The sequence below is a fragment of the Ideonella sp. genome (assembly GCF_044358605.1).
Classification (GTDB): domain Bacteria; phylum Pseudomonadota; class Gammaproteobacteria; order Burkholderiales; family Burkholderiaceae_C; genus Ideonella.
In genome coordinates this window covers 1-22,536 of record NZ_JBIKNQ010000073.1, presented here as the reverse complement: position 1 = coordinate 22,536, position 22,536 = coordinate 1, and the positions used below count along the sequence as shown (strand labels likewise).

General features: G+C 63.2%; 22 protein-coding genes. 5 read left to right on the top strand and 17 right to left on the bottom strand.

The window, feature by feature from the left end; all coding sequences use genetic code 11:
* Positions 1-260: 260 nt before the first annotated feature.
* Entirely contained in the window at positions 261-2,105 is a 1,845-nt protein-coding gene (locus ACIQ3Q_RS20005) for a N,N-dimethylformamidase beta subunit family domain-containing protein (protein ID WP_396270973.1), read from the top strand.
* Between the two features lie 34 nt (positions 2,106-2,139).
* Here ACIQ3Q_RS20005 and ACIQ3Q_RS20000 read toward each other — a convergent pair whose 3' ends face one another.
* The 11 genes from ACIQ3Q_RS20000 to flhD form a co-directional block, all read right to left on the bottom strand.
* Positions 2,140-3,330 (bottom strand): diguanylate cyclase domain-containing protein, encoded by a 1,191-nt coding sequence (locus ACIQ3Q_RS20000; RefSeq protein ID WP_396270972.1) that lies wholly within the window; start codon positions 3,328-3,330, stop codon positions 2,140-2,142.
* 27 nt (positions 3,331-3,357) lie between these two features.
* Positions 3,358-4,233 (bottom strand): HDOD domain-containing protein, encoded by an 876-nt coding sequence (locus ACIQ3Q_RS19995; protein ID WP_396270971.1) that lies wholly within the window; start codon positions 4,231-4,233, stop codon positions 3,358-3,360.
* A 74-nt stretch (positions 4,234-4,307) separates the two neighbouring features.
* Positions 4,308-4,718 (bottom strand): heme-binding protein, encoded by a 411-nt coding sequence (locus ACIQ3Q_RS19990; RefSeq protein ID WP_396270970.1) that lies wholly within the window; start codon positions 4,716-4,718, stop codon positions 4,308-4,310.
* 72 nt (positions 4,719-4,790) lie between these two features.
* Entirely contained in the window at positions 4,791-5,639 is an 849-nt protein-coding gene (locus ACIQ3Q_RS19985; protein WP_396270969.1) for an alpha/beta fold hydrolase, read from the bottom strand.
* A 24-nt stretch (positions 5,640-5,663) separates the two neighbouring features.
* Complete coding sequence (locus ACIQ3Q_RS19980; protein WP_396270967.1) at positions 5,664-6,305, bottom strand: protein phosphatase CheZ; 642 nt, start codon at positions 6,303-6,305, stop codon at positions 5,664-5,666.
* A gap of 20 nt (positions 6,306-6,325) precedes the next feature.
* A complete protein-coding gene (gene cheY / locus ACIQ3Q_RS19975) occupies positions 6,326-6,721 on the bottom strand; it encodes a chemotaxis response regulator CheY (protein ID WP_396270966.1) in 396 nt (131 codons plus the stop codon).
* 26 nt (positions 6,722-6,747) lie between these two features.
* A complete protein-coding gene (motB, locus tag ACIQ3Q_RS19970) occupies positions 6,748-7,674 on the bottom strand; it encodes a flagellar motor protein MotB (RefSeq protein ID WP_396270965.1) in 927 nt (308 codons plus the stop codon).
* Positions 7,675-7,728: 54 nt separating this feature from the next.
* Positions 7,729-8,586: a flagellar motor stator protein MotA gene (gene motA / locus ACIQ3Q_RS19965; protein ID WP_396270964.1), complete on the bottom strand. Its 858-nt coding sequence runs from the start codon at positions 8,584-8,586 to the stop codon at positions 7,729-7,731.
* 217 nt (positions 8,587-8,803) lie between these two features.
* Positions 8,804-9,658, bottom strand: coding sequence for an HDOD domain-containing protein (locus ACIQ3Q_RS19960; RefSeq protein WP_396270963.1), 855 nt, complete (start codon positions 9,656-9,658; stop codon positions 8,804-8,806).
* A gap of 319 nt (positions 9,659-9,977) precedes the next feature.
* Entirely contained in the window at positions 9,978-10,562 is a 585-nt protein-coding gene (flhC, locus tag ACIQ3Q_RS19955) for a flagellar transcriptional regulator FlhC (RefSeq protein WP_396270962.1), read from the bottom strand.
* An 89-nt stretch (positions 10,563-10,651) separates the two neighbouring features.
* On the bottom strand, positions 10,652-10,975 hold the full coding sequence (gene flhD, locus ACIQ3Q_RS19950) for a flagellar transcriptional regulator FlhD (RefSeq protein ID WP_396270960.1): 324 nt from the start codon (positions 10,973-10,975) through the stop codon (positions 10,652-10,654).
* A 270-nt stretch (positions 10,976-11,245) separates the two neighbouring features.
* On the opposite strand from flhD, the gene ACIQ3Q_RS19945 reads away from it, so the two are divergent.
* From ACIQ3Q_RS19945 to ACIQ3Q_RS19935, 3 genes are read left to right on the top strand one after another with little or no spacing between them, the layout of a single operon-like run.
* Positions 11,246-12,721, top strand: coding sequence for a hypothetical protein (locus ACIQ3Q_RS19945; protein WP_396270959.1), 1,476 nt, complete (start codon positions 11,246-11,248; stop codon positions 12,719-12,721).
* An 8-nt stretch (positions 12,722-12,729) separates the two neighbouring features.
* A complete protein-coding gene (locus ACIQ3Q_RS19940) occupies positions 12,730-13,749 on the top strand; it encodes a glycosyltransferase (protein ID WP_396270958.1) in 1,020 nt (339 codons plus the stop codon).
* Between the two features lie 23 nt (positions 13,750-13,772).
* Entirely contained in the window at positions 13,773-14,939 is a 1,167-nt protein-coding gene (locus ACIQ3Q_RS19935) for a DegT/DnrJ/EryC1/StrS family aminotransferase (RefSeq protein ID WP_396270957.1), read from the top strand.
* A gap of 37 nt (positions 14,940-14,976) precedes the next feature.
* Here ACIQ3Q_RS19935 and ACIQ3Q_RS19930 read toward each other — a convergent pair whose 3' ends face one another.
* From ACIQ3Q_RS19930 to ACIQ3Q_RS19905, 6 genes are all read right to left on the bottom strand, one after another.
* Positions 14,977-15,927, bottom strand: a complete 951-nt coding sequence (locus tag ACIQ3Q_RS19930; protein WP_396270955.1) for a hypothetical protein — start codon at positions 15,925-15,927, stop codon at positions 14,977-14,979.
* Positions 15,920-16,684 (bottom strand): class I SAM-dependent methyltransferase, encoded by a 765-nt coding sequence (locus ACIQ3Q_RS19925; RefSeq protein WP_396270954.1) that lies wholly within the window; start codon positions 16,682-16,684, stop codon positions 15,920-15,922. Before ACIQ3Q_RS19925 ends, ACIQ3Q_RS19930 begins: the two co-directional genes overlap by 8 nt.
* 24 nt (positions 16,685-16,708) lie before the next feature.
* Positions 16,709-17,785 (bottom strand): hypothetical protein, encoded by a 1,077-nt coding sequence (locus ACIQ3Q_RS19920; protein ID WP_396270953.1) that lies wholly within the window; start codon positions 17,783-17,785, stop codon positions 16,709-16,711.
* Between the two features lie 12 nt (positions 17,786-17,797).
* On the bottom strand, positions 17,798-18,550 hold the full coding sequence (locus tag ACIQ3Q_RS19915) for a class I SAM-dependent methyltransferase (RefSeq protein WP_396270952.1): 753 nt from the start codon (positions 18,548-18,550) through the stop codon (positions 17,798-17,800).
* 37 nt (positions 18,551-18,587) lie between these two features.
* The gene (locus tag ACIQ3Q_RS19910) at positions 18,588-20,177 is read right to left on the bottom strand and encodes a hypothetical protein (RefSeq protein WP_396270951.1); all 1,590 of its coding nucleotides are present in this window, start codon (positions 20,175-20,177) and stop codon (positions 18,588-18,590) included.
* Positions 20,178-20,288: 111 nt separating this feature from the next.
* On the bottom strand, positions 20,289-21,302 hold the full coding sequence (locus ACIQ3Q_RS19905) for an integron integrase (RefSeq protein ID WP_396270950.1): 1,014 nt from the start codon (positions 21,300-21,302) through the stop codon (positions 20,289-20,291).
* 514 nt (positions 21,303-21,816) lie between these two features.
* Between ACIQ3Q_RS19905 and ACIQ3Q_RS19900 the strand changes: the two genes are divergently transcribed.
* Complete coding sequence (locus ACIQ3Q_RS19900; protein WP_396270949.1) at positions 21,817-22,281, top strand: methyltransferase family protein; 465 nt, start codon at positions 21,817-21,819, stop codon at positions 22,279-22,281.
* Positions 22,282-22,536 lie beyond the last annotated feature (255 nt).

The following is a 22,536-nucleotide window of genomic DNA, read 5'->3' as shown; positions in this document are numbered from 1 at the left end:
GCCGCGCATAGGTCTCTCTCAGATCGAGATGCTCACATTGTCCTCGCTGCGCCTCGCTCGACCATCACAACCGGTCGGTATTTCAGCAGCCTGCTAGGCTACTGTTAAATTTCTCGCAATAACGTACTTCTCCGCTACTTGCCAAAGGGGATAAATAGGCATACTTGGCTCAACCTTAAAGGGGGTATCTCATGACACGTCCCGCCCGCTCTTTCGTAAAACCATACCCTGATGTTGAGCCCGCCCCCTATCGCCGCCGCATGGTTTTGCTGGGCACCGGGGCAGGCCTGTTGACGGGTGGCCTGTTGGGGCCTAGGCCGGCGCAAGCGGCAGGCGGGGTGCTGGAGGCCTACGCCTCCGTCACTTCAGTGCGGGCGGGCTCGGGCACGGTCAGCGTGTTTGGTCGCGATCCTCATGTCTCGATGACTGCTGACGTCATTTATCCGCTGACGGTCGTGCTCATCGGCGCGGCAGACATCCCGATGCTGAGCACCACCATCCGCTTGCGCAACCGCACTGTCCCCGCCGATGCCTCATCGGCTGGATGCGGCTGGCCCTCGAGTTACAGCTTTTCGGTGCCCGCCAGTTGGCCCAGCGGTCTGTACTTGGTGCGCATTGGGCAAGACAACCGCGGTGTGGAGGTTCCCTTTGTGGTGCGGCCTGCGACCAACGCCAGGCGCCAGAAGATGTTGGTGCAAGTCCCCTTCACCACCATGCAGGCCTACAACCCCTATGGGGGCAAGAGCTTGTATGACTACAACTCTACGGGCCAGCAGCGTGCCGCTAAGGTGAGCTTTGACCGCCCCTGGCAGCACCAAGCCTATGAAGCCAATGACCCGTGGATGTTGGCCATGGTGCGGTGGCTGGCCGCGCAGGGCTATGGCTGTGACTTCTGCTCCAGCCTGGATGTGCACGCGGACGCCGCGGCACTGAACGGATACCCCCTTTTGCTAACGGCCGGGCATGACGAGTACTGGTCTCGGCCCATGCGCGAGTCTGTAGAAAAGTTTGTAGCTGCTCGCGGCAATCTGGCGGTGCTGGGGGCCAACACCTGCTGGTGGCAGGTTCGCTTCGAACCCGGCGTTCGCAGCAGGGCCGCCCATCGCACCTTGGTGTGCTTCAAGTCTCGCGCGGCTGATACCGCCGGCACCGAAGCCACCAAGACCATCAATTGGATGGATCTGCAGCCGGCTTGGCCGCAAAACGCCACGTTTGGCCTGGGCTCCCTCAAGGGCTCGGTATGGGCCAGTGACAAACCACGTCCGCCCACACCCTGGTTGGTCAAACAACCCCAGCACTGGGTGTTCGCCGGCACCAACCTCACTCTCAACGCGCCCTTGGGTGTGCCCTATGTGGGCTACGAAACAGATGCCCTGGCGCTGGAGCTGGGTGCAGACCAAATGCCTTACCCCACCTTGAGCGATGGCACGCCCAGCGGCTTGCGCATCTTGGCACTGGCCGACTGCACCAGTTGGACTGCCACGGCCGCTTCGATGGGGGTCTCAGCCATTGGCGGGCTGGCCGCTATCAGCATCCATTCGCGCAACGGCACAGTGTTCAACGCCGGCTCAGTGGACTGGGCCTTTGGGCTGAGGCAGGAGTTTCAAACAGGCCAGGCCAACCCCATCGGCACGATCACTCGCAATGTGCTGCAGAAGTTGCAGCAGCCCTACACCGAGCCGGCCGACCAAGCCGTTCGTCCGGTTCGGCACTACAGCCAGGCGCTGGCCCAGGGCGACGGGCGCCACCACGTGCTGGTCTGCGGTGACTATGTGCCACCGGGGTGGACCTTGGAGAGCAGCCCCTTCAATGCTTACGCTCGCCCAGGCGCAGGGCGCCAAGCGCTGTATCGCTATTTCGCCGAGCAGGCTCAAGGCGATGGGCGGCGCTATCTCTTTGCGCTGGAGGCCAATCTGGGACAAGGCTGGACCCTTGACGATGTCGCCTGCTGGGTGCCGACTGCGCCCAGCAGCCAAAGCGTGCTGGTCTACCGCCACCATCAAGTGCAGGCCATCGGCGATGGCTGGCGATTCATGTACACCACGCGAGAGACCGAGCCTGCATGGGTTGCCGATGGCCCCGCTTTTTACGCACTGAAAGCCTGACCGCGCCAGCGGCTGCTGCTGAGGCAGGCTGGCCTCACGCTGGCCCCGCCGCCTGATTCCGGCCTTGTCGCTTGGCTTGGTAGAGCAAAGCATCGGCGCGCTTGTACAAGTGCGACGCTTCTTCTTGGGGCTCAGACAATGCGCACCCGACACTGACGGTGACGTGAGGGGCGGTGGGCGAGGCCTTGTGTTCCAGCGCCAAGGTTTCAACCCGCTGCAGCAACTGTTTGCACAGGGCTTGAGCATGGGTCGCATTCACGCCGTACAGCACCAAGGCCATTTCCTCGCCCCCAGTGCGGGCCGCATGGTCCAAGGGTCGCCGGCAGGAGCTTTGCAACACCTGCCCAAGCTGCTGCAAGGCATGGTCGCCGGCAACGTGCCCATAGGCATCGTTGTAGAGCTTGAAGTGGTCTGCGTCCACCATCAGCAGGGCCACGGTCTGTTGTTCACGGCGGGCCACTGACAGCGCCAAGGCCAGATGCTCATTGAAGGCCCGGCGATTGAGCAGCCCAGTCAAGGCATCACGCCGGGCCAGCCACTCCAGTTCGGCGCGCAGCAAGAACTGCTCGCGCTGGGCATACTCGCGCAAGTAAGCGCCCATGCCCCCAATGACGGCGGCCACCAACATCGAAAACACTCGGTAGTAAAGCTGGTCGCGGTTGGCCTCTGGGGTGATCGGCAGGCCCACCAGGAGCACACTCACCAAGCACAGCAGCGCCAAGGCTGAGGCCTCTTTCAGGCGCAACCCCAGGGGCAGAAAGATCACCACCATCAGCAAGATGAGGACGCTGTGCTCGTTCGGTGTCCCCAGGCTGACGTGCGTGACGTTGGCGATGGTGCCGCCCAACGTCACCAGATAGAGCATGCCCGCCACCACCCAAGGCCGCTTGAAGCGCGGCGGCTTCTCTAGGAGTGCCAAGAGACAACCCAGCAGCGCAAGCAGCACCGTGAAGCGCACCTGCAGCAGGGTCAGCAGAGCCGGTGCGGTGAACAGCTCGGCAGCGCGGCCATGTAGCCGAGCCAAGTCCATGCCGATGAATGCGAGCCAGATGACCAATCCGCAGAAAAGCGCGACGTTGGACTGGTGATCAGTGACCGGCTTGGTGGCCTGGCGGTAAGCGGCCTCTAGCTCAGGGCTGAAGTTCAACCAGCGAAAGCCCTGCTGGCGCTGCAGCCGGATGCTGCTCGCCTCTGGGTGGCCTGACGCGGGTACAGGGGAGGGCATGGCTGGCCCTGACTAGCGCCTCAGCGCTCAGGTAATGTCCAGCAGCGGTGCCAGCTCTTCTTCCCAGTGGCTCAACTCGTCGTCGTCCACCAGCAGCCACGCCTGCACACGCTCTTTGTGCTGCTTCCAATCGGCGTCGGCATCTAGGCCTTCATGGCGCCGCATCAGATGCTCGGCCACCAAGCCCGTGGCCACCAGGGTGTGCATCTCGGCATCATCGCCATCAGTGCCCAGCATGTCCAGGTCATGGTGGCGGCGGATGGCGGCCATCACCGTGGGCGAGAGCTTCCACATCCGCGCCACCAGGGCACCCACCACGGCGTGGTCGGTGCGGTGGTTGGAGTTTTCGGTGGCGATGAACGAGCGGTCGATGCGCGCATTGGCTTCGACCAAGGTACCGGCATAGCCTTTCACGCTTTGCAGCATGACCGGCATGCCCACATGGCAGAACAGGCCGTAGGTGTGGGCCACATCCAAAGACATGCCGGGCAATTTCGTCGCGATGTAGCCCATGGCGACCGCCCGCTTGGAGGAGCGCTCCCAAAACCGGGCCAATTGCGCGCTGCGCACGGGCAGGGCGTGGGTGACGATAAAGCGGGTCATCTCTGCCGCCGTGATGTCCAACCCCAGGCGGTTCATGGCCTGGCCAATGGTTTGCACGGGTTGGCCCGTGTTGTAGGCCGGGCTGTTGGCCGACTTGATCAACTGCGCCGACATGGCCACATCGCTGGTGGCGATCTCGTTGAGATCCGGCTCGGCCGAGGCCATGGCCTTGCGCATGCGCTCCAGGATGTCCGGGCTGGGCGGGATGACGATGGTTTGCAGTGGCCCCCGGCGCCGGGCTTCGTCCAACTCTTTGGCAATGGCTTGGGTGCTGGACAGAGCGGCAGGTGCGTCGATCATGATGGCTGGGGGTGCTGGCGGTATGAGGCTTTATCGGCCCCGCCGCCGGCGGATGAATACCCCAGCGCGCGAAATCAAGCCCCGAGCAGCGCGCTAATGCCAGCCTTGGCAATTTGCGCATCTTCAGTGGACTTCACACCGCTCACGCCCACCGCGCCCACCACATGGCCGTCCACCAGCACAGGTACGCCGCCTTCCAGCATGCCGTCCAGGTCCGGCGCGCTCAAGAAAGCGGTGCGGCCGTTGTTGATCATGTCCTCATAGACCTTGGTTTCGCGGCGGCCCAGGGCGGCGGTGCGGGCCTTGGCCGGGGCCATGCGGGCGGACATGGGGGCGGCGCCGTCCAGGCGGTAGTGGCCCAGCAAGTGGCCGCCGTCATCCACCACGGCAATCGTCACGGCCCATTGGTTTTTCTGGGCTTCGGCGCGGGCGCCGTTGAGCAGGGTCACCACGTCGTCGTGGCTGAGAAAAGGCTTGGTCTTCATGGCGTGGTTCCAGTGAATGGCGAAAACGCGAGAGTATGGCGGCGGGGCTGCCTGCGATTGCCTGCACGCAAGTCAGGACTGAATGAACTCGCGCAGCACGGCAAAGGCGGCCTCGGGCCGGTCGCGCCAGGTTCCGTGGCCGCAGCCCGGCAGGCTCACAAACTGGCGCCAGCGCTCGGGCAGGGCTTGGGCAATGTCTTGGGCATCGGCCAGAGGGCACACAGGGTCATCCTCACCTGCCAAGACCAGCACCGGGCACTGGGCCTTCGCCAAGCCCGGCGCCAAGTTCATGCTGGGCATTTCGGTGCGCACAAAGTGATCCAGGATCTCCCACACCGCGATCTTGCGCGCACCGCTATCGGGGTCGGTGCCGGGTGTGGGGTTATAGAGCGGCATCAGCTCGCGCAGATAGTCCGCCATGTTTTGGGGCGTGGGGTCCAACCAAAACCGCTCGGCCAAGTCTCGCGCGCCAGGGCCGCCCAGGCGCTCAAACATGGCCAGCTTGCGGCGCAGGTTGAAGGCCGCCGAGGTGGACGAGAGGATGACTTTGGCCGGGTGCGCGGGGTGGCGCGCCAGGTAGCGCTGGGCCACAAAGCCGCCAAATGATTGACCCAGCACGATGGGTTTGACGATGCCCAGCGCGTCGCACAGCCGCACCACATCGTCGGCCCAGGTGTCCAGCGTCCACTCCTTGCGCGGGCGGCGGTCGCTGCGGCCGTGGCCTCGGTGGTCGTACACCACCACTTGGGTGATGTCGGCCAGCGCTGAAAACGCGGGCTTGAAGCTGGAATGATCAAAGCCCGGTCCGCCGTGCAGGCACAGCAAAACGGGCTTGTCTTGAAGGGTAGGGCCGTGGGGCACCTGGCCAAAGCCAGTGATGTCCACGTAGAGGCGGTGTCCGGGGCTGATTTCGATGCGCATGGCATCGATGATAGCCACCTCGGCTCAGAACCCCAGGCTGGCCAGGAGGTCGTCCACTTCGCCTTGGTTGGTCACCACGTCGGTGCGGCCCTTGGCATCCACCACTGGGCCGTGCAGCACCGTGGGGTCGACCTTGTCTTTTTGGTCCGGCGGCACCACTTGCACCAGCAGCTTCACCAAATGGTCTTCCAGCTCATTGGCCAGGCTAATGACCTTGGTCACGACTTGGCCGGTCAGGTCATGAAAGTCCTGGGCCAACATGATGTCCGTCAGATGGGCATCAATGCGCGCCGTACTGGCCTCGATGTCTTCCACAAAATTCAGCACTGAGCCCGTGGCCACCGCACGCACTGGGTCGCTGGTCAGGGCCTTGGCCAGCTCGCGGGTGGCTTCGGTGATGTGGGCATGGTCGGCCTTGGCTTGCTCCACCGAGGTCAAGACCTTGTCCGCCGCTTCGGCCGTCTTCTTGGCAATGAAGTTCAAGCGGCTGCGGGCATCGGGCAGGCCTTCGCTGGCCACCTTGAGTTGGGGCATCACGCCCAACTGGTGCATGGTGTCGTGCAGCAGCCGCGTCAGCGAGCCCAGTTGTTGGAACACGTCGGCCGAGACAGCGCCGGGGTCTGAGGCAGTGCTGGGGCTCAAGGCCGCCATGTTTTCCATCTTCATGTTGCTGCTCCCTGGCGAGTTCAGGCGGGGGTGCCGAACTTTTGCATGATCTTGGTGACCTTCTCTTCCAGCGTGGCTTTGGTGAAGGGCTTGACGATGTAGCCTGCTGCACCGCTTTGCGCGGCCAGCACGATGTCTTCTTTGCGGGCCTCGGCGGTCACCATCAACACCGGCAGGTGTTTGAGGGAGTCTTCGGCCTTGATGGCCTTGAGCAGCTCAAAGCCATTCATATTGGGCATGTTGATGTCGCTGACCACAAAGTCGTACTTATTGGTCTTCAGCATGTTCAGCGCCACGGCGCCATCCTCGGCCTCTTCGCAGTTGTTGCAGCCCATCTCCTTGAGCAGGCCGCGCACGATGCGACGCATGGTCGAAAAGTCATCAACAACAAGAAATTTCAGATCGGTGGTGCTCATGGTGTCCTCGAGATGGTCTTGTGCGTTTATCGGTTGGAAACAGTGGGAGGTTGAGGCTCTTCGATCGGGGCCTCGGGCTCCACATTGGGACGGAATACACGGTCTTCGGCATCGCGGTTCATCACAATGATGCTGATGCGTCGATTGCTGGGGTGGGCAGGGTCCTCCGGCTTGAAGGGTTGGCTGTAGGCCAGGCCTTGAACCCGCAGCACCCGCTTCTCGGCCAGGCCCCCGGCCAAGAGCTCGCGCCGCGACGCATTGGCGCGGTCTGCCGACAATTCATAGTTGCTGTAACCACGCTCCCCCCCAGGGAAGGGAATCGCATCGGTGTGCCCCTCCAAGGTCAGCAAGTTCGGCACTTCGGTCAGGATCTCGCCAATGGCCTGCAAGAGCTCGCGCATATAGGGTTTGACCACGGCACTGCCGGAGTCAAACATGGGCCGCTCTTGCTCATCCACAATTTGGATACGCAGGCCGTCGCGCGTCATGTCCAGTCGCAGCTGTCCGCTCAAGGCTTTGAGGCGTTCGCTGGCGGCGATCTGTTCCTCAATGGTGTTTTTCACCTCTTCAAGCTTGGCAATCTCGGCGCGTCGTTGCTCAGCCTTCAGGGCCGCCAAGTTGAACGTCTTGCGCTTGGCTTCCACATCGCCTTTCTTGACCTGGCCACCCGAGCGGGTCAGGTCTTCGCCACCGGCCTTGATCACGTGCGAAGCGTCGCCCGCGCCAGAGCCGCCACCCAGCGCCACCTTGAGCGGCGACTGGAAGTAATCGGCAATGCCCTTTTTGTCGCCCTCGGTGGTGGAGCCCAGCAGCCACATCAGCAAGAAGAAGGCCATCATCGCCGTCACGAAGTCGGCATATGCGATCTTCCAGGCGCCACCGTGTGCTGCGTGGCCGCCCTTCTTGATCTTCTTGACGATGATCGGTTGCAGTTTCTTTGCATCACCCGCCATGGTGGGCTCCTTGACCGGCGTCGGGTCGTCCCAAGCTCGTCGTGGGGGTCATATTCATTTCTTCTTCACGTGAGCTTCAAGCTCAGCGAACGTCGGGCGGACCGTCGAGAACAGCACCTTGCGGCCGAATTCAATCGCAACCTGCGGCGCATAGCCCTGCATGGAGGCCAGCAGCGTGGTCTTGATGCATTGCAGCTCCTTGCCGCTCTCCTCGATCTTTTGCTCTAGCAAGCCCGCCAAGGGTTCGGCAAACGCATAGGCCAGCAGAATGCCCAGGAAGGTACCCACCAGGGCCGAGCCGATCATGGCGCCCAGCACAGCCGGCGGTTGACCCACCGAGCCCATGGTCTTCACCACACCCAGCACGGCGGCCACAATCCCGAAGGCGGGCAAACCACCGGCAATGCGTTGAATGGCCGCGACAGGGGCGTGGGCCTCGTGGTGGTGGGTCTCGATCTCGCTGTCCATCAGCGACTCGATCTCATGTGCGTTCAAGTTGCCCGAGACCATCATGCGCAGATAGTCGGTGACGAACTCCGTCACATGGTGGTCATTGCCGACAACGGGGTACTTTTGGAACAGCGGTGAGCTGTGAGGGTCTTCGACATCCTTTTCAATGGACATCAGGCCTTCTTTGCGCGCCTTTTGCAAGATGTCAAACATCAGTGCGAGCAACTCCATGTAGCGGTCTTTGGTGTACTTGCTGCCTTTGAAGCACATGCCTAGACCGGCCATGGTCGACTTGATGACCGTCATCTGGTTGTTGGCGATGAACGCGCCCAGCGTTGCACCGCCAATCATGGCCATTTCCCAGGGCAGAGCTTTGATGATCGGTCCCATGTTGCCGCCGTGTGCAATGAACACACCGAACACACAACCCAGCACAACGACCCAACCTATGATGACGAACATGAGTCTCTCGTTTCAGTTGATCCTGAATGCGGACTCGCGGGAGTCCCTGTGAGGAATATCGGTCAGAGTCTTACGCGGCTTGAGACGGCAAACGTCGTGGAAAGCGCCTCAGAAAGCCCCTAGTTCCTGCCTTCCAGACGCGACAGCGGCGGGACACGCCCGCCGCTGATGTCGTCGGCCCTCTTCGGCCAGCTGTGGCCAGAGTTGAGGGCTAGTCTCAGGCGCTCATGGCCGCAGAGAACTCTTTGAGGCTTTGCTCGATGTCCTTGAGCAGTGTTTGCGCCTCGTCCTCGCTCATGGCCAGCTCGCGCCAGATGGGCGGGTGCATGGCGGCAATGGCGGCCTTGAGCGTGCCACCGGCATCCAGCGCATGGGCCAAAGCCTCAGCAGCGTGGATCACTGCACCCAAATGGTCCCAGCGTCCTTGCGCCGAAGGCTGGGGCTCATGGTGCTGCGCAATGGCCACTTCAATGCGCACCGGAAAGTACCAGTGCTTGACCAGCATGGCGCCAATCTGCGGATGACCCATGCCCATGGACTTGGTTTCGGCGGCGAGTGCGCTCAGGTCTTCCTCTTGCGCCAGGGCAATCGCCTTGCCCGCCTCAACGGGGTAGTAAGTGGCCAACACCAACTGACCCACGTCATGCATCAAGCCGGTGACAAAGGCTTCGTTGTGGTCCAGGTCACCTCGGCGCGCCAGCGAGCGGGCCAGCAAGGCGGTGGCAAAGGCATGGCGCCAATACTCAGAGGCCTTGAAGTTGACCTTGGGGTCGATGCGAAAGGCGCGGCGCAGCGCGACGGTGGTCAGCAGGCCGGAGACGGCCCGCAGGCCCAACATGCGCACGGCGTCGTTGATGGAGCCGATGCGTCCAGACAAACCGTAGAGCGGCGAGTTCGCCAGCTTCAGCGTGGCAGCGGCCAGGGCGGGGTCGGTTTCGATCAGCTCCACGCAGCGCGTGGTGGAGAGGTCATCGCGCTGCAGCGCGCGGGAAACTTCGGTCACCGCCTTGGGCAGGGCGGGCAGGTCGGCCATGCGCCGGGTCATGACTTCCAGAGCCAGATTTCCGGTCATGGACAAATTCCTTGTGATCAGTCGCGTGCCGCTGTGGGGTAGCAGGCGCGCGGCAAAAATGGGTGTGTCCTTGTTTGTCGACCATGCAGCCCATGCGCTTGAGGCGTTGCAGCGCATGAAGGTGTAAGCGTGCGTTTCAGACGCCCAAAGAAAAAAGGCGGGATCCGGAGGATCCCGCCTGAAAGCACAGGGGTTGTGCTAGGAGGAGACAAACAAGTTCAACCAAATCTCACTGACAGGATGATCGGCCACCTTGCCAACGCCTTAAGTGTGCGTCATGCAGATCGATGCGATCAACCCGTCAAATGTCACAGAACGTTCAATGCACGTCGCAGATTTCTCCGGCGGCCATGCGGCGGCCGGTGCTGGGCATCTGCAGGGCGCCTGCTTGGCGGCCCTTGCCAGCGCGGGCGGGCGGGTTGCACAGGCCGCAGACAAAATGCTTGGCAATCTCATGCGGGTGGGTCACATAGTGGCCGCCGCACTTGGTGCACTTGGTCATGGTCAGCATGCCGTTGTCGACAAACTTCACCAGTCGCCAAGCGCGGGTCACTGACAGCAGGGGCTCCAGGTTCTGGGCAGAGGTCTGCTCCATGTACAACTGATAGGCCTTGATGACGGTGTCAATCTCTTCCATCTCCGAGGTCTTGTTCAGATACTCGTGCATGTTCAAGAAGAGACTGGCGTGGATATTGGGCTGCCAGGTCATGAACCAGTCGGTAGAGAACGGCAGCTGGCCTTTGGAGGGGCTGCGACCCGACACTTCCTTGTACAAGCGCAGCAAGCGCTCGTAAGAGAGATCCGTCTCTGACTCCAACACCTGCAAGCGGGCGCCGAGGTTGATCAAGGTGACCGCGCGCTCAATTTGCTTGGCTTCAGTCAGGATGCTCTTGGTGCGTGCCATGGTGGTTCTCCGTCCTACTTGATTCGATATTGAGTTGGGAAGCCGGGCCAGCGCCGGATCACTTCTGAAGCGACCCGCAGGCCCAGAGCTTATGCAGCTTCTTGGTGGCGGCCGGCCAGCAAGATCGAGGCATGCAGACGAGAGACGCTGTCATTGGCAGCGGCCTTGCCGTGGTTGGTCAACAAGCCCCAGACCAGGTCGTCATCCATGCGGAAGCGGCACAGCAGGGTGTTGGTGGTGGCAATCTTCATCATCTGTGCCGGGGTCAGCAGCGCGATCATGTTGGCCGTCTCTTCCGACACACCCAGGCGGAACAGGGCTTGTTCGCGGTCCGAGCGGATCAGGCTTTGGGCCAGCATCAGGTAGGACAGGTTGGCTTCGCGGATTTCGGCGAGGATTTGAGTGGTTTCCATGTTCGTGCTCCTTGGGGGTTGGTCTGTCGTGAGGGGTTTCGTCTTGCGATGGGTTGAACTGTAAGCACCGAAACAAGCCGGAAACATCGGTTCACTTCCACGGCTTGAGTCCTCTTATCGCCTGACACCCTGTCAGACAAATTCCTACAAAGCCTGTCATCCAGGGCCACTTTCAGGCCTGGGAACGCCCGGTCAGACCGGCCAATCTCCCCCGCAAAACGCGGCCAACTCGGCCGATTGCGCAAGGCCACTCGCGGGGATCATCAGGCCATGTCTCAGACCCTTGCCACCCCTACGTCCCAGCCCGTGGCGCCTGCCGCAGGCAGTGCCACCGCAGCCGCCACCACCTTGGTCGTGGTGGGCGAAGCGGCCTCTGCCGCATCCCCCGGCGCTGACCCCAAATGGCAGGCTGCGCTGCCCCATGCTGACCGTGTCCTGGCCCTCGGGTTGGAGGCCTGCCAGCAGGCGCAGGCCCACCGTAGCCGCTTCCCTGAGGCCTGCTGGGTGGGCGTGACCCTGCCTGGCGATCAGCCACCGGCCACTGGGCTGCCCAGCGTGCACACCCTGTTGCCGCTGGCTGCCTTGAACGACCCGCAGGCTTGGCCCTGGCCAGGGCAGGCCGCCCCCTTTGACCTCGTGCTGCTGAGCCCCGCTTGGGTGGCAGTGCCCGGCGCAGCAGCCTTGCTGGCCAGCCTGTCGCCTGCCTGCACACCCGGGGCCATGCTGGTGCTGGCGCTGGACAACGCCGCCAGCTTGGAACACATCACCCACCTGCTGCAGGCCGACCAGAGCCCCGAAGGCGCAGGGGCAGACGCCGCACAGGCGCTGGCCCGCCAAGCCCCGGCCAGTGCCTACAAGACCCTGATGGACGCGGGCTGGATGCCAACCTTGGTGGACCACCACCGCTGTGCGCCACAGGCCCCCGCGCTGGAGCGCGCCGTGCGCCAGGCTGCTGAGGCGGTGGGCGTGGGCAGCGGCAGCGCCGACGTGGTGCACCGCATGCGCCGCCTCATCATCAGCGCGCAGCGCAGCTTTGCGCAGGCGCCGCGTGAGGCAGGCCCGGCCCGCTTCACCGTCGTGGTGCCCACCACCGAAGAGCGGCAGCTGCGGGCCAATGTCGAGGCCTCGCCCGGCCTGGCCGAAGTGCAGGCGCGCATCGTCTCTTGCCGCCAGGCGCTCAACCCTGCCCAGGCCCTGGCGCAAAGCCTGCCGCATTGCGACACCGACTGGGTGCTGCTAGCCCACCAGGATGTTTATTTTCCGCAGGGCTTTGGCGAACAACTCAATGCGGTGCTGGCGGCGGTTCCGCCGGAGCAGCGCCGCCAGACCTTGATCGGCTTTGTGGGCATGGCCGTGCACCCCGACACCCATCAGCCCGTGCCCGCTGGGCATGTGATCGACCGCCTGCACCAAGCCGACCATGCGGCCTCAGACAGCGCGCTGTCGCTGGATGAAGTGGCGGTGGTTGTGTCGCGCGACAGCCTGCACCAGATCGACCCGGCCCAAGGCTGGCACCTCTGGGCCACCGACCTGTGCCTGACGGCCATTGCCCAGCACCGCGTCTTCCCCCGCATCGTGCGCCTGCCCTTGTTCCATAACTCCCATACGGGCTGGAGCCTGCCGCAGGCCTTTGCGCAAGCCGCTGAGCGCCTGATGGCCAAACACCCGGGCTTTGTGCCCATCCACACCTTGTGCGGCCAATTGGATGCGGGCTTTGTGGCCCACCACCGCCAAGCCACTCACTGAACAGCACCATGCCTCTGATCACCACCCTGATTCCGGCCTACAAGAAAGACTTCCTGGGCGAGGTCTTTGGCGGTTTGGCGCGCCAGAGCTTCAAAGACTTTCAGGTCATCGTCTCAGACGACAGCCCGAAGGCCGAGATCACCCGCCTGATCCGCGACGGTCACTACGGCCCCGCCGTGCAGCAATTGCAGATCACCGTGGTGCGCGGCCCTTGCAATGCCCGGCGCAACCACGAGCGGCTGATCGACCTCTGGGCTGGCCAAACGCCGCTGGTGCACTTCCACCTCGATGACGACCTCATCTACCCCGAGTTCTACCGCCACCATGTTGAAGCCCATGCCACCGGGCGCTACAGCGTCAGCATCACCCCGCGCTGGCTGGGCCCGGCCAACGGCAAACCGGCTTGGACGCTGCCGCTGCCCGACTTCGTCGAAGCCAGCCCCTTGCACCGCGTGCCGGTGGATGCGGAGTTGATGTTCCGCAGCACCGTGCCCAGGGGCGAGAACTGGGTGGGCGAGCTCAACAACCTGGTCTTTTCGGCTGAGGCGGCGCTGGCCTTTCCGCGCCCGCCGGCCCAGGGCCTGAGCTACTACGGCCTGATGGACATCAGCGCGGTGCTGGAGGCTGTCAAGCTGGCGCCCGCCATTTTTGTGCGCGACCACCAAAGCCTGTTCCGCCAGCACGACGAGCAAAACACCCGCAGCGTCGGCACCCACGGCCATCGCGTCTGCATGTTGGTGTGGGCGGCCATGGCCCTGCACGCCTGGCAAGAGCAACGCCTGAGCGCCCAAGAGGCCGTGCAAGGGGTGTCCTTGGCCGTGCGCCGTTGTTTGGCCCTGTATGGCGAGGGCGATCCGGTGATGGACGCCTTCTACAGCTTGGTGCAAGAACACGGCACCAGCCTGCCGCAACTGCACCAGGCCTTCACGCGCTTTTGGTTGGGCCTGCTGGCCAGCCATCCCTCCACCACGGCGGCTGCCAAGCAGCCCGCCGCCGCCACGGCCCCGGCGGCCGCTGCCCTGGCCTGAGCGCTGGAGACAAGGACCACCCCATGAGCAGTACTCGCCCCACCATCTACGTCACCCAGCCTCACCTGCCGCCGCTGGAGGAGTTTTTGCCCTCGCTGCAGCAGATCTGGGACTCCAAGGTGCTGACCAACGGCGGCCCCTTCCACAAACAGCTCGAAGCCGCGCTGTGTGAACACCTGGGCGTGCCGCACATCGCCCTGTTTGCCAATGCCACCATTGCGCTGGTCACGGCCCTGCAGTCGCTGCGCATCACGGGCGAGGTCATCACCACGCCTTACTCCTTTGTGGCCACGGCGCATTCGCTGCTGTGGAACGGCATCAAGCCGGTGTTTGTGGACATCGACCCCGAGACCATGAACCTGGACCCGGCCAAGATTGAGGCCGCCATCACGCCACAGACCACGGCCATCATGCCGGTGCACTGCTATGGCCGCCCCTGCGATGTCGAGGCCATCCAACGCATTGCCGACAACTACAACCTGCGCGTCATCTACGACGCGGCCCATGCCTTTGGTGTGCGCCAGCATGGCAGCAGCATCCTCACCGCTGGGGATCTGTCGGTGCTGAGCTTTCATGCGACCAAGGTGTTCAACACCTTTGAAGGCGGCGCCATCATCTGCCCCGACGCGCGCACCAAGCAGCGCATCGACCACCTGAAGAACTTTGGCTTTGTGGACGAGGTCACCGTGGTGGCGCCTGGTATCAACGGCAAGATGAGCGAGTTCAATGCGGCGCTGGGGCTCTTGCAGCTCAAACACATCCGCGCTGCTGTGGGCCGCCGCGCCGCCATCGACGCGCAGTACCGCAGCCTGCTGGCCAATGTGCGGGGCTTGTGCATTCCTGAGCCCGCGCCGGACACCGAGGCCAATCAGTCCTACTTTCCTATCTTGGTGCAAGAGGACTTCCCGCTCAGCCGTGATGAGCTCTATGCCTTGCTCAAGGCCCAGGGCATCCATGGCCGCCGATACTTCTACCCGCTGATCAGCGACTTCCCCATGTACCGGGGCCTGCCTTCGGCCGATGCTCGGGGCTTGCCCCATGCGCGCAAGGCTTCTTCACAGGTGATTTGCTTGCCGATTTATCCGGACCTGAGCGATGACGATGTGGCCCGCATTGCCGAGGTGATTCGCACCGCGCAGCCCCAGGTCATGCCGGTCGAGTCGAGGCTTGCGCCGCGCGCGGCGGCCTGAGGCCAAGCGCCTCAGCGGGCTTGGCTGCGGGAGCGCCTCAGGCGCTGCGGCTGGCCCAGCCCATGCCGGTGCGGCCAAAGCCATTGCCGTTGTAGAACAGCAGGTCGCGTGCGCCTTGCGGCAGCACATAGGGGTAGGCAATGGCGTCGGAGTCCCAGCCGCTCGGTGACACCTCCAAGCCCAGCTCTTCATCGCAGCGCTGCCAATGGCGGCCGTCGCTGGAGGTGGCATAGCCGCCTCGGTAGCCACGCTTGGGGTCTAGGCGGAACTCGCGCAGATCCCGGCGGCTGTACCACATGTGGAACAGGCCGTCGCGCCAGATCACGCTGGGCCGGGCCGTGGCCTCAAACTCATGGGCGGGTGGGATGCAGGTGACGTTGTCGCGCACCCAGTCGATGCCGTCGCGCGAGTGGGCAAACTTGATGTGATAAAAAATCTCGGGCTTGCCGTTGATGAGCTTCCAGGCGCTGCCGCTGGTGTACCACATCAAAAAGCCGTCGTCGGTCTTCATCACGTCGACCGCGCCGGTGTAGAAGGGCTCGTCTTTGCTGCGGTCCAGCACGGCGCCGTCATAGGCGCGGGTGAAGGTCTGGCCGTTGTCATCACTGATGGCCAGGCCAATGGCATTGCGGGTGTGCACCGTGGTGCTGGGGTTCCAGCCGATGAAGTACATGTACACCCGCTCGCCCACCCGAACCACACAAGAGACATTGGCCCCCGAGTCATCAAAAGCACCCAGCGTGCCCAGGTCCAGCACCGGCCGGTCGTGCACATAGCTCACGCGGCTGGGGTCTTGGGCGTCTACATCCACAAAGGTGGTGCGGGTTTGGCCCTTGGCGCAGCGGGTGCCAAAGTACAGCCGCAGCGTGTGCTCGTCCACCTGCAGTGGCGTCGGCTTGTGGCAGTGGCTTTGGTCAAAGCCATGTTGCCCGCTGGGGGCGTAGATCAGGCCGTGTTTGTCCCAGCTTCGGGCCATGCGTTCACCCATGCCGGCTGGTCAGCCGAAAGAGTGGGCGGTTCAAAAACTCGCCCAGGCTGTCGAAGCGCTGCAGGTTGTGGGCGTCGATGGGCTCGTACTCCCGCGTCTGTGGGTTGACCACGGCCATGTCGTCAATGCGCCAATGGCCTTGCACACCTTGCTGCACAAAGTCGATCAGCTCGGCCTTGGTGCCCTGGGTGAAAAGCGGCCGGTGGCGGTCGCCCTTCCAGTTGAAGCCCAGTTGCATCCACAGGTGGCGGGTGTGGCGGGCCAGGCGGTTCAGCGCCACCAGCATCTGCGCTTTGGCCTCGTCCAAGCTCAGCGCCTGGTCGCCAAAGTCGTCGCCCAGGTGGTGCAACACATTCAGGCACAGCGTCACATCAAAATGCTCGGCGCCGGGGTCGGTAAAGCTGTAGTAGTGCGGGCGTACCTCTAGGCGGTCGTCCACGCCCAGGCCTTGAGCGGCCAGGGCAATGAAGTGCGCGTGCTCGGCATTGCCTTCTTGGCTGACCACGCGCGCCGCGCCGGCCTCAAGGGCCGCAAAGCTGAAGTAGCCGGTGTTGGCCCCAATGTCCAACACGCTCAAGCCCCGCAGCAACAACTGCTGGCCCATGTAGCGCTGGCGCTGGGCCTCGTGCTTGCCCATGGGCTGGGGCAAGTGGCCCAGCAGCGCGCTCAGGCTGGGGTGCAGCAGTTGGTAGTCGCTGTGCTTGCTGTGTGCTTGCATCAGGCGCTGCAGTGAACGCGTTTCGGGAGGAGGGGCCATGGTCATCATGGGTGCTTTCAGTCGTCAGTAGCAGGCATGCAAGGCCTGTGTGTCTGGGGCGGCATAGACATCGTGTTGGCGCAGCAGCTCTTCCGCCGCCAGGCCCTCGGCATGGGGGTAGCGGCGGCAGTCGCCTTGGCTCGCGCCTTGCGCCCAGGCATACCAATGCGGGCCGGGGGCGGGGGGCGGTGGCTCGGGCAGCGTGGCACCGTGGTCGCGGGCGAAGAGGCTCAGCAAGCGGGGGCAGGCCGTCAGCGCCAGTTGCAGCGGGCCCCAGAAGCGGGGGTTGATCTCGATGTAGTGCAGCGTGCCTTGGGCGTCGCTGATCAGCTCCATCATGAAGGGGCCATGAAAGCCCAGGGCGTGCAGGCCGTTGAACAGCCGCTCTTCATCCACACCGGGGTTGCGGCCACTGCGGGCCAGCACCATGGACTTGCCACCCGGCTGTTGCAGCAGGTTGTCTTGCCAGAAGCTGGCACGCTCGCCACTGCGGGCCAAGTAGCCACAAAGGTAGTGGCTTTGCCCTTCGACCCAGGTTTGGGCAAACCACTGCGCGGGGTCCAGCCCTGCACGGGCGGCTTCTAGCTGCTCTGGCGTGCGGCAGAGCTGCGGGTAGAGCACCTGGGCTCCGCTGACGTTGTGGCGCGGCTTCAGCACACAGGGTGCCTTCAGGTGCGTCCAGGCCATGTCGGGCGGCGGGCGTATGCCCGTGAGCCTTTGCACCACCGCTGTGCTGTGCAGCTTGCTGGTCAGCTGGGCATACACCGCCGCTGCCGGCAGGCCCACCTGCAGGCCCACGGTTTGCAGGGCAGGGCGTTGGTCCAGCACAAACTGATTCATGAACTCGGTGGTGGGGCAGTACACCAAGCTAGCCTGCTGGCTGGCCTGCACGGCGGCCCGAAACAGGCCTACGTCTAAGTGCTTGTCTAGGCGGCTCATCACCACCTGGGCGGCCCACACGGTGCGCCAGATGGCGTCTTGCGCGCCCCTAGCCACGATCACAAAGGGCAGTTGTTGCTGTGAAAAAAAGCGGCAAAGCGCCACCACCGCCCGGTCGTTGTGACCGGAGAACAGCAGAAAGGTGGGCTGGGCGGCAGGCATGGCGTGGCCTCGTCAGGCTGCAGCGCGGCAGGCCTCGGTGTCGTTGGCGGCTGCGGCCGGTTTGGAGAACAGGAACAAGGGCTCACGCGGGTTGATGCCCATGGCCTCTCTGTCGCAGGCGCCCAGCACCGCGTCATGCGGATACAGCTCACCCCTGAACCCTGCGGCGTGGAAGTAGCCCGCAATGTCGTTGCCGAACAAGCGGACATGGTCGTCTTGCCCGTAGAAGATCCGCTTGAATTCGCCTTCAGGGTTGCTCTGCATCTCGAAGGTTTTCTTCAACAGCGGTGTGTAGGGGGTTTGGGCGATCAACACGCCACCGGGTTTGAGGCAGCGGAAGAACTCGGCCAAAGCCCGCTCGGGTGAGCTGACATGCTCCATCACATGGTTGCAGACGATCAGGTCAAACGACTCGTCAGCAAAGCTCATGCGCTCCACATCCACCTTTTGAACACCGGCGCGGCTGGGGAAGAGATCCCCCCGTACATACTCGGCCAAGCCCAGTGCGGCGAACTTGGGCTCCAGGCGGATCTCCGGCGCAATGTGCAGCATGCGCGCGCCCTGCAGTTGTTGGGTCAGGCCGATGGTGTTGAGGTAGAGCCAGAGGTGACGGTCTCTGTCGGTGCAGCCGCAGTGGGGGCATTGGTAGACGGCGGCGTCGGAGCCCACGGGCTGCATCAGCTTCATGAACTCGCTGCGCAGGTGGGTCAGCGGGTAGGGGGTCCAGGCGTCGACGTGGTGGTCGCAAATGGCGCAATGCGGCATGGTGGGCTGCTTTCAGGGCGTGTGCGTCAGGCGGCGCTCAGGCCACTTGGGCGTGGACGGCGTGGCGGGCGTTTGGGGTGGTGGCGGCTTCGTCTGTGGCACTCAACTCGGGCCAGGTGCTGGCTTGGTTGTCCAGCGCGGCCAGGTCGTCCAGCCACTCTGGCGGCATGTCGTCTTGCACGCCACCAAAGTCGGGCCGCATGGTGCGCGCCACGGTGCGTTCGCGCAGCGAGGTTTCGATCTTGCGCAGGCTCAGCTTCATGAAGGCAGCCTGTTCTTTGGCGCAGGGCTGCAACTGGGTGTCCAGCCAGCCGGTCTTGATGGCCTCAAAGCGGTGCTCAAACCAGCCCAGGTACCAGAACCAGTCGGTGTAATACAGCCAAGAGTTCTCGTTCATGGCCCGCAGGTGCGTTGGGTCTTGCCAGGCGGTCAAGGCCTTTTCATAGGGCACTTCAATGTCCAGCACACCGCCGTCTTGCAGCAGAGCCAGCAGGTTGGTCATCAGGCAGGGCAGGTCGGGCACATGCTCCAGCACATTGTTGGCATAGATGCGCTCCAGGCTGCCAGCTTGCAGCAGCACCTCGCCGCCACCCAGCGTTGCGGTGTGCAGGGGCAGTTGCACCGGCTGGCCCAGGTCCAGCACGATGTCGGGCTGGGCGCGGGCCAAGATGTCCACGTTCAGCCAGCCGGGCTTGTAGTCTTTGCCCGAACCCAGGTTCATGCTGGTGGGCTGCCAAGGCAGGCCGCTGCGCTGGCTCTCCACTTGCTGGTGGTAGCCGGCGGCAAAGGCCAGCAGGTCGGCCCAGGCCTCGATCGGGTCATGGCGGGTGAAGCGGTCCAGTTGCTGGCGGGCTTGGTCAAACCAAGCGGGGGTGGCGAACTGGCTGGTGAAGAAGTGCTCCAAGCTGGCGTCGTCCACCCAGGTCACGGCGTCTTCAAAAGCGGCCGGGGCCACGGTGCGGGCGGTGCGCTCTGACACAAAAGGCGTGCCCAGCGACAAGGTATGAAAGGCCCGCGCTTGCTCGAACTTGCTGGTCTCGTAGAAGTGGCAGTTCAGCACCGCTTTGGACTGGCGGATGAAATGGTCACGCTCGGCCCCGTAGAGCGGGTAGTCAAAGGTGGCCACGTTCAGGCCGCAGGCTTCGACGCGCTGGATAAAGGCTTGGCGGCGCGGGTTCATGCTGCCAAAAAACAGCAGGTCAATGGGCCGCTCTTCCAGGGGCGGCGCCGAGGTGCCGTCCAAATATGGCGCGTGCAAAAACGGCACCAGGGGCACATCGGCCGGGTCGCTGGCATAGGCGGCCACGTTGTCGGCGTCGTAATCAGCCACGGCCGAATGGCGCAGCAGGTTCAAATAGTCTTCATTCACCTTGGCGCCGCCTTGGCCCAGTTGTTCGAGGTTGAAGAAGATGCAGGTATGGCGCTGCTGCCAGTCTTTAGGAAAGCCCAGGTGCGCCCCAAATACCAGGTTCACCGCGTCTTCACGCAGCCGGTTCTTGGCCAGCGTCACCTCAGCGCCCATGCGGCGAAACTGGTAGCGCGCATAGCGAGCTTGGTCCAAAAAGCCTAGTGAGTGCACGTAGCCCGCAGGCTGCATGATGGCAATGTGAATGCGGGGCAGGTCCATGGTGAAAGCCTTCCGAGGCAAGGGCGTACCCGTGGGCACGGTGCCTTGACTGTAGGTTTGGCTGAAGGGCCGCCATGGCTGGAACAGCAGGGGAAATGAGGGGCTAATCTATTACGCCACCAAGGCATCCAAAGGGCTGCGCACCCCGCCACCGCCTACTTTGAGCACATGGGTGTAGATCATGGTGGTGGACACATCTTTATGGCCCAGCAGGTCTTGCACGGTGCGGATGTCATAGCCAGCCTGCAGCAGATGGGTGGCAAAGCAGTGGCGCAAGGTGTGTGGGGTGGCTGGCCGGTGGACTTGGGCCGCTTCAACCGCGCGCTTGAAGGCGCGCTGAAAGGTTTGGTCATAGAGGTGATGGCGCCGGACCACCCCACTGCGAGGGCAAGTGCTGTGGTGGTCTTGCGGGAACACCCAAAACCAGCCCCAGGAGGCCCCGGCGCGAGGGTACTTCTTGTCCAGCGCATTGGGCATTTCCACCCCTGATCTGCCCTGCGCCGCATCGGCCGCCCACACCTCATGGGCATAGGCCAGTTGGCGGCGCAGCGGGGTTTCCAAGCTCTGGGGCAACATCAAGGCTCGGTCTTTGCCACCCTTGCCTTCTCGCACGATGATGGTGCGATGGGCGAAGTCCAGGTCTTTGACGCGCAACTGCAGCCCCTCGGTGATGCGCAAGCCGGTGCCATAAAGCAATTGGGCCAGCAGCAAGTGCTGGCCACTCAGGTGCCCAAACACGGCGGCAAGCTCTTCCCGGCTCAGCACCACCGGCAGCCGCCGCTTGGGCTGAGGCCTGGGCAAGTTGTCTGCACCGGGTAGGGGCATGCCCAGCACCTTGGTGTACAAAAACAGCAAGGCCGACAAAGCTTGGCGATGGGTGCTGACGGACAGCCGCCGCTCAACGGCCAAAGAGCAAAGGTAGGCATCTACCTCTGCCGCCCCCAAGGTAGCCGGGTGCCGCACGCCGCTGAAGCGAATGAAATCTCGGCACCAATGCACATACACCTCCTCGGTGCGGCGGCTGTAGTGCAGGTACCGAATGCGCTCTCGCAACTGGTCCAGCACCTTCACCGCCTTCAAAGGCGGCAGGCTTGAGCCCAGCCCATTCTGAGGGTTACTGCCCATCCCGTCCTCCCTTCAAAGCGTGTCAAAAAGTGACCGCCCGGGGCTATAGTGCTGCCCAGCCCTGCGCCAAAATGCCGATTTGTTAATACTGTATGTTTATCCAGTTTATAGCGCAATACACAAGCAACGACAAGCACTTAGAAGCTAGTCGCCTTGCCTGTTGCTGGCGACAGGGTTTTTTCGGGCGACAGGCGTCTGTCGCCACACAAAAAAGTTCCCTTGAGCCACTGCTCGGGAAGGGCCAATAGTCTACAGAAAACCTGTATGTTTATACAGCTCAATAATTCTGGTAGCTTGCGCTGCGTAGCAGGCTTGCACGCACAAGCGAGCTTGGTGCGGACGAGCCAGCAACGCAGCGTAGCCGTAACAGCCTTAAGGGGCTGGATTTCGGCAAAACAGGCAACTTCGAAGACCGTTGAGTTTTGCACCGCATTGGCTCCAGAGAACCTTTCGCAAGAGCGGACGCTGCTGCGCAGCTCCCCTCAGTTTCAACGTTAGACCGAATGGGACACACGTGGCTGCTCTCGAACTGAAGATTCCGCCCCTGGCGCAGCTCGTTGTCGCCGCGCTGCTGGCCATCGCAATTGAACGGCTGACACCGGGGCTGACCATTCAGTATCCGTATGCAGTGGCGGCCGCCATCTTCCTAGCCGTAGCAGGCGCCGGCATAGCGGTAGCCGGTGTGGTTGCCTTTCGGCGCAAAGGAACTACTGTCAACCCGCTCGACCCCGGAAGATCAACGAAGATGGTTCGCGATGGGGTCTACCGGTTCTCACGAAACCCCATGTACTTGGGCATGCTGCTGATGCTGGCCGCAGTGGTCTTGTACCTGTCCAACGTCGCCGCGGCGCTTGTTGCGCTGCCGCTGTTCGTTTGGTACATGAATCGGTTCCAGATTGTGCCCGAGGAGCGGTTCCTTCAGCAAAAGTTCGGAGAGGAGTACACGCAGTTCTTGCGTGAGGTCCGCAGATGGGCATGATTCGGTCTAACATGCCAATCAACCTGACACGCAACGGCATGCGGCCACTGTCTGGCGGGGTTCGCTTCGCTCACTTTACCCCGCCAGCCAGCAGCCGCATACCGCTGCGTGCAGGTTATCGGCAACGTTGATATGGCTTCTTCCTGTCAAGAGGCAAAACGCATCTCTCCGCGCTGCGGATGTTGATTGAAATCTGTAGCCAGACGGGGAACGCGGCGGAGCCGTTGATGCCACCCGATGTGGATGCGCGACGGT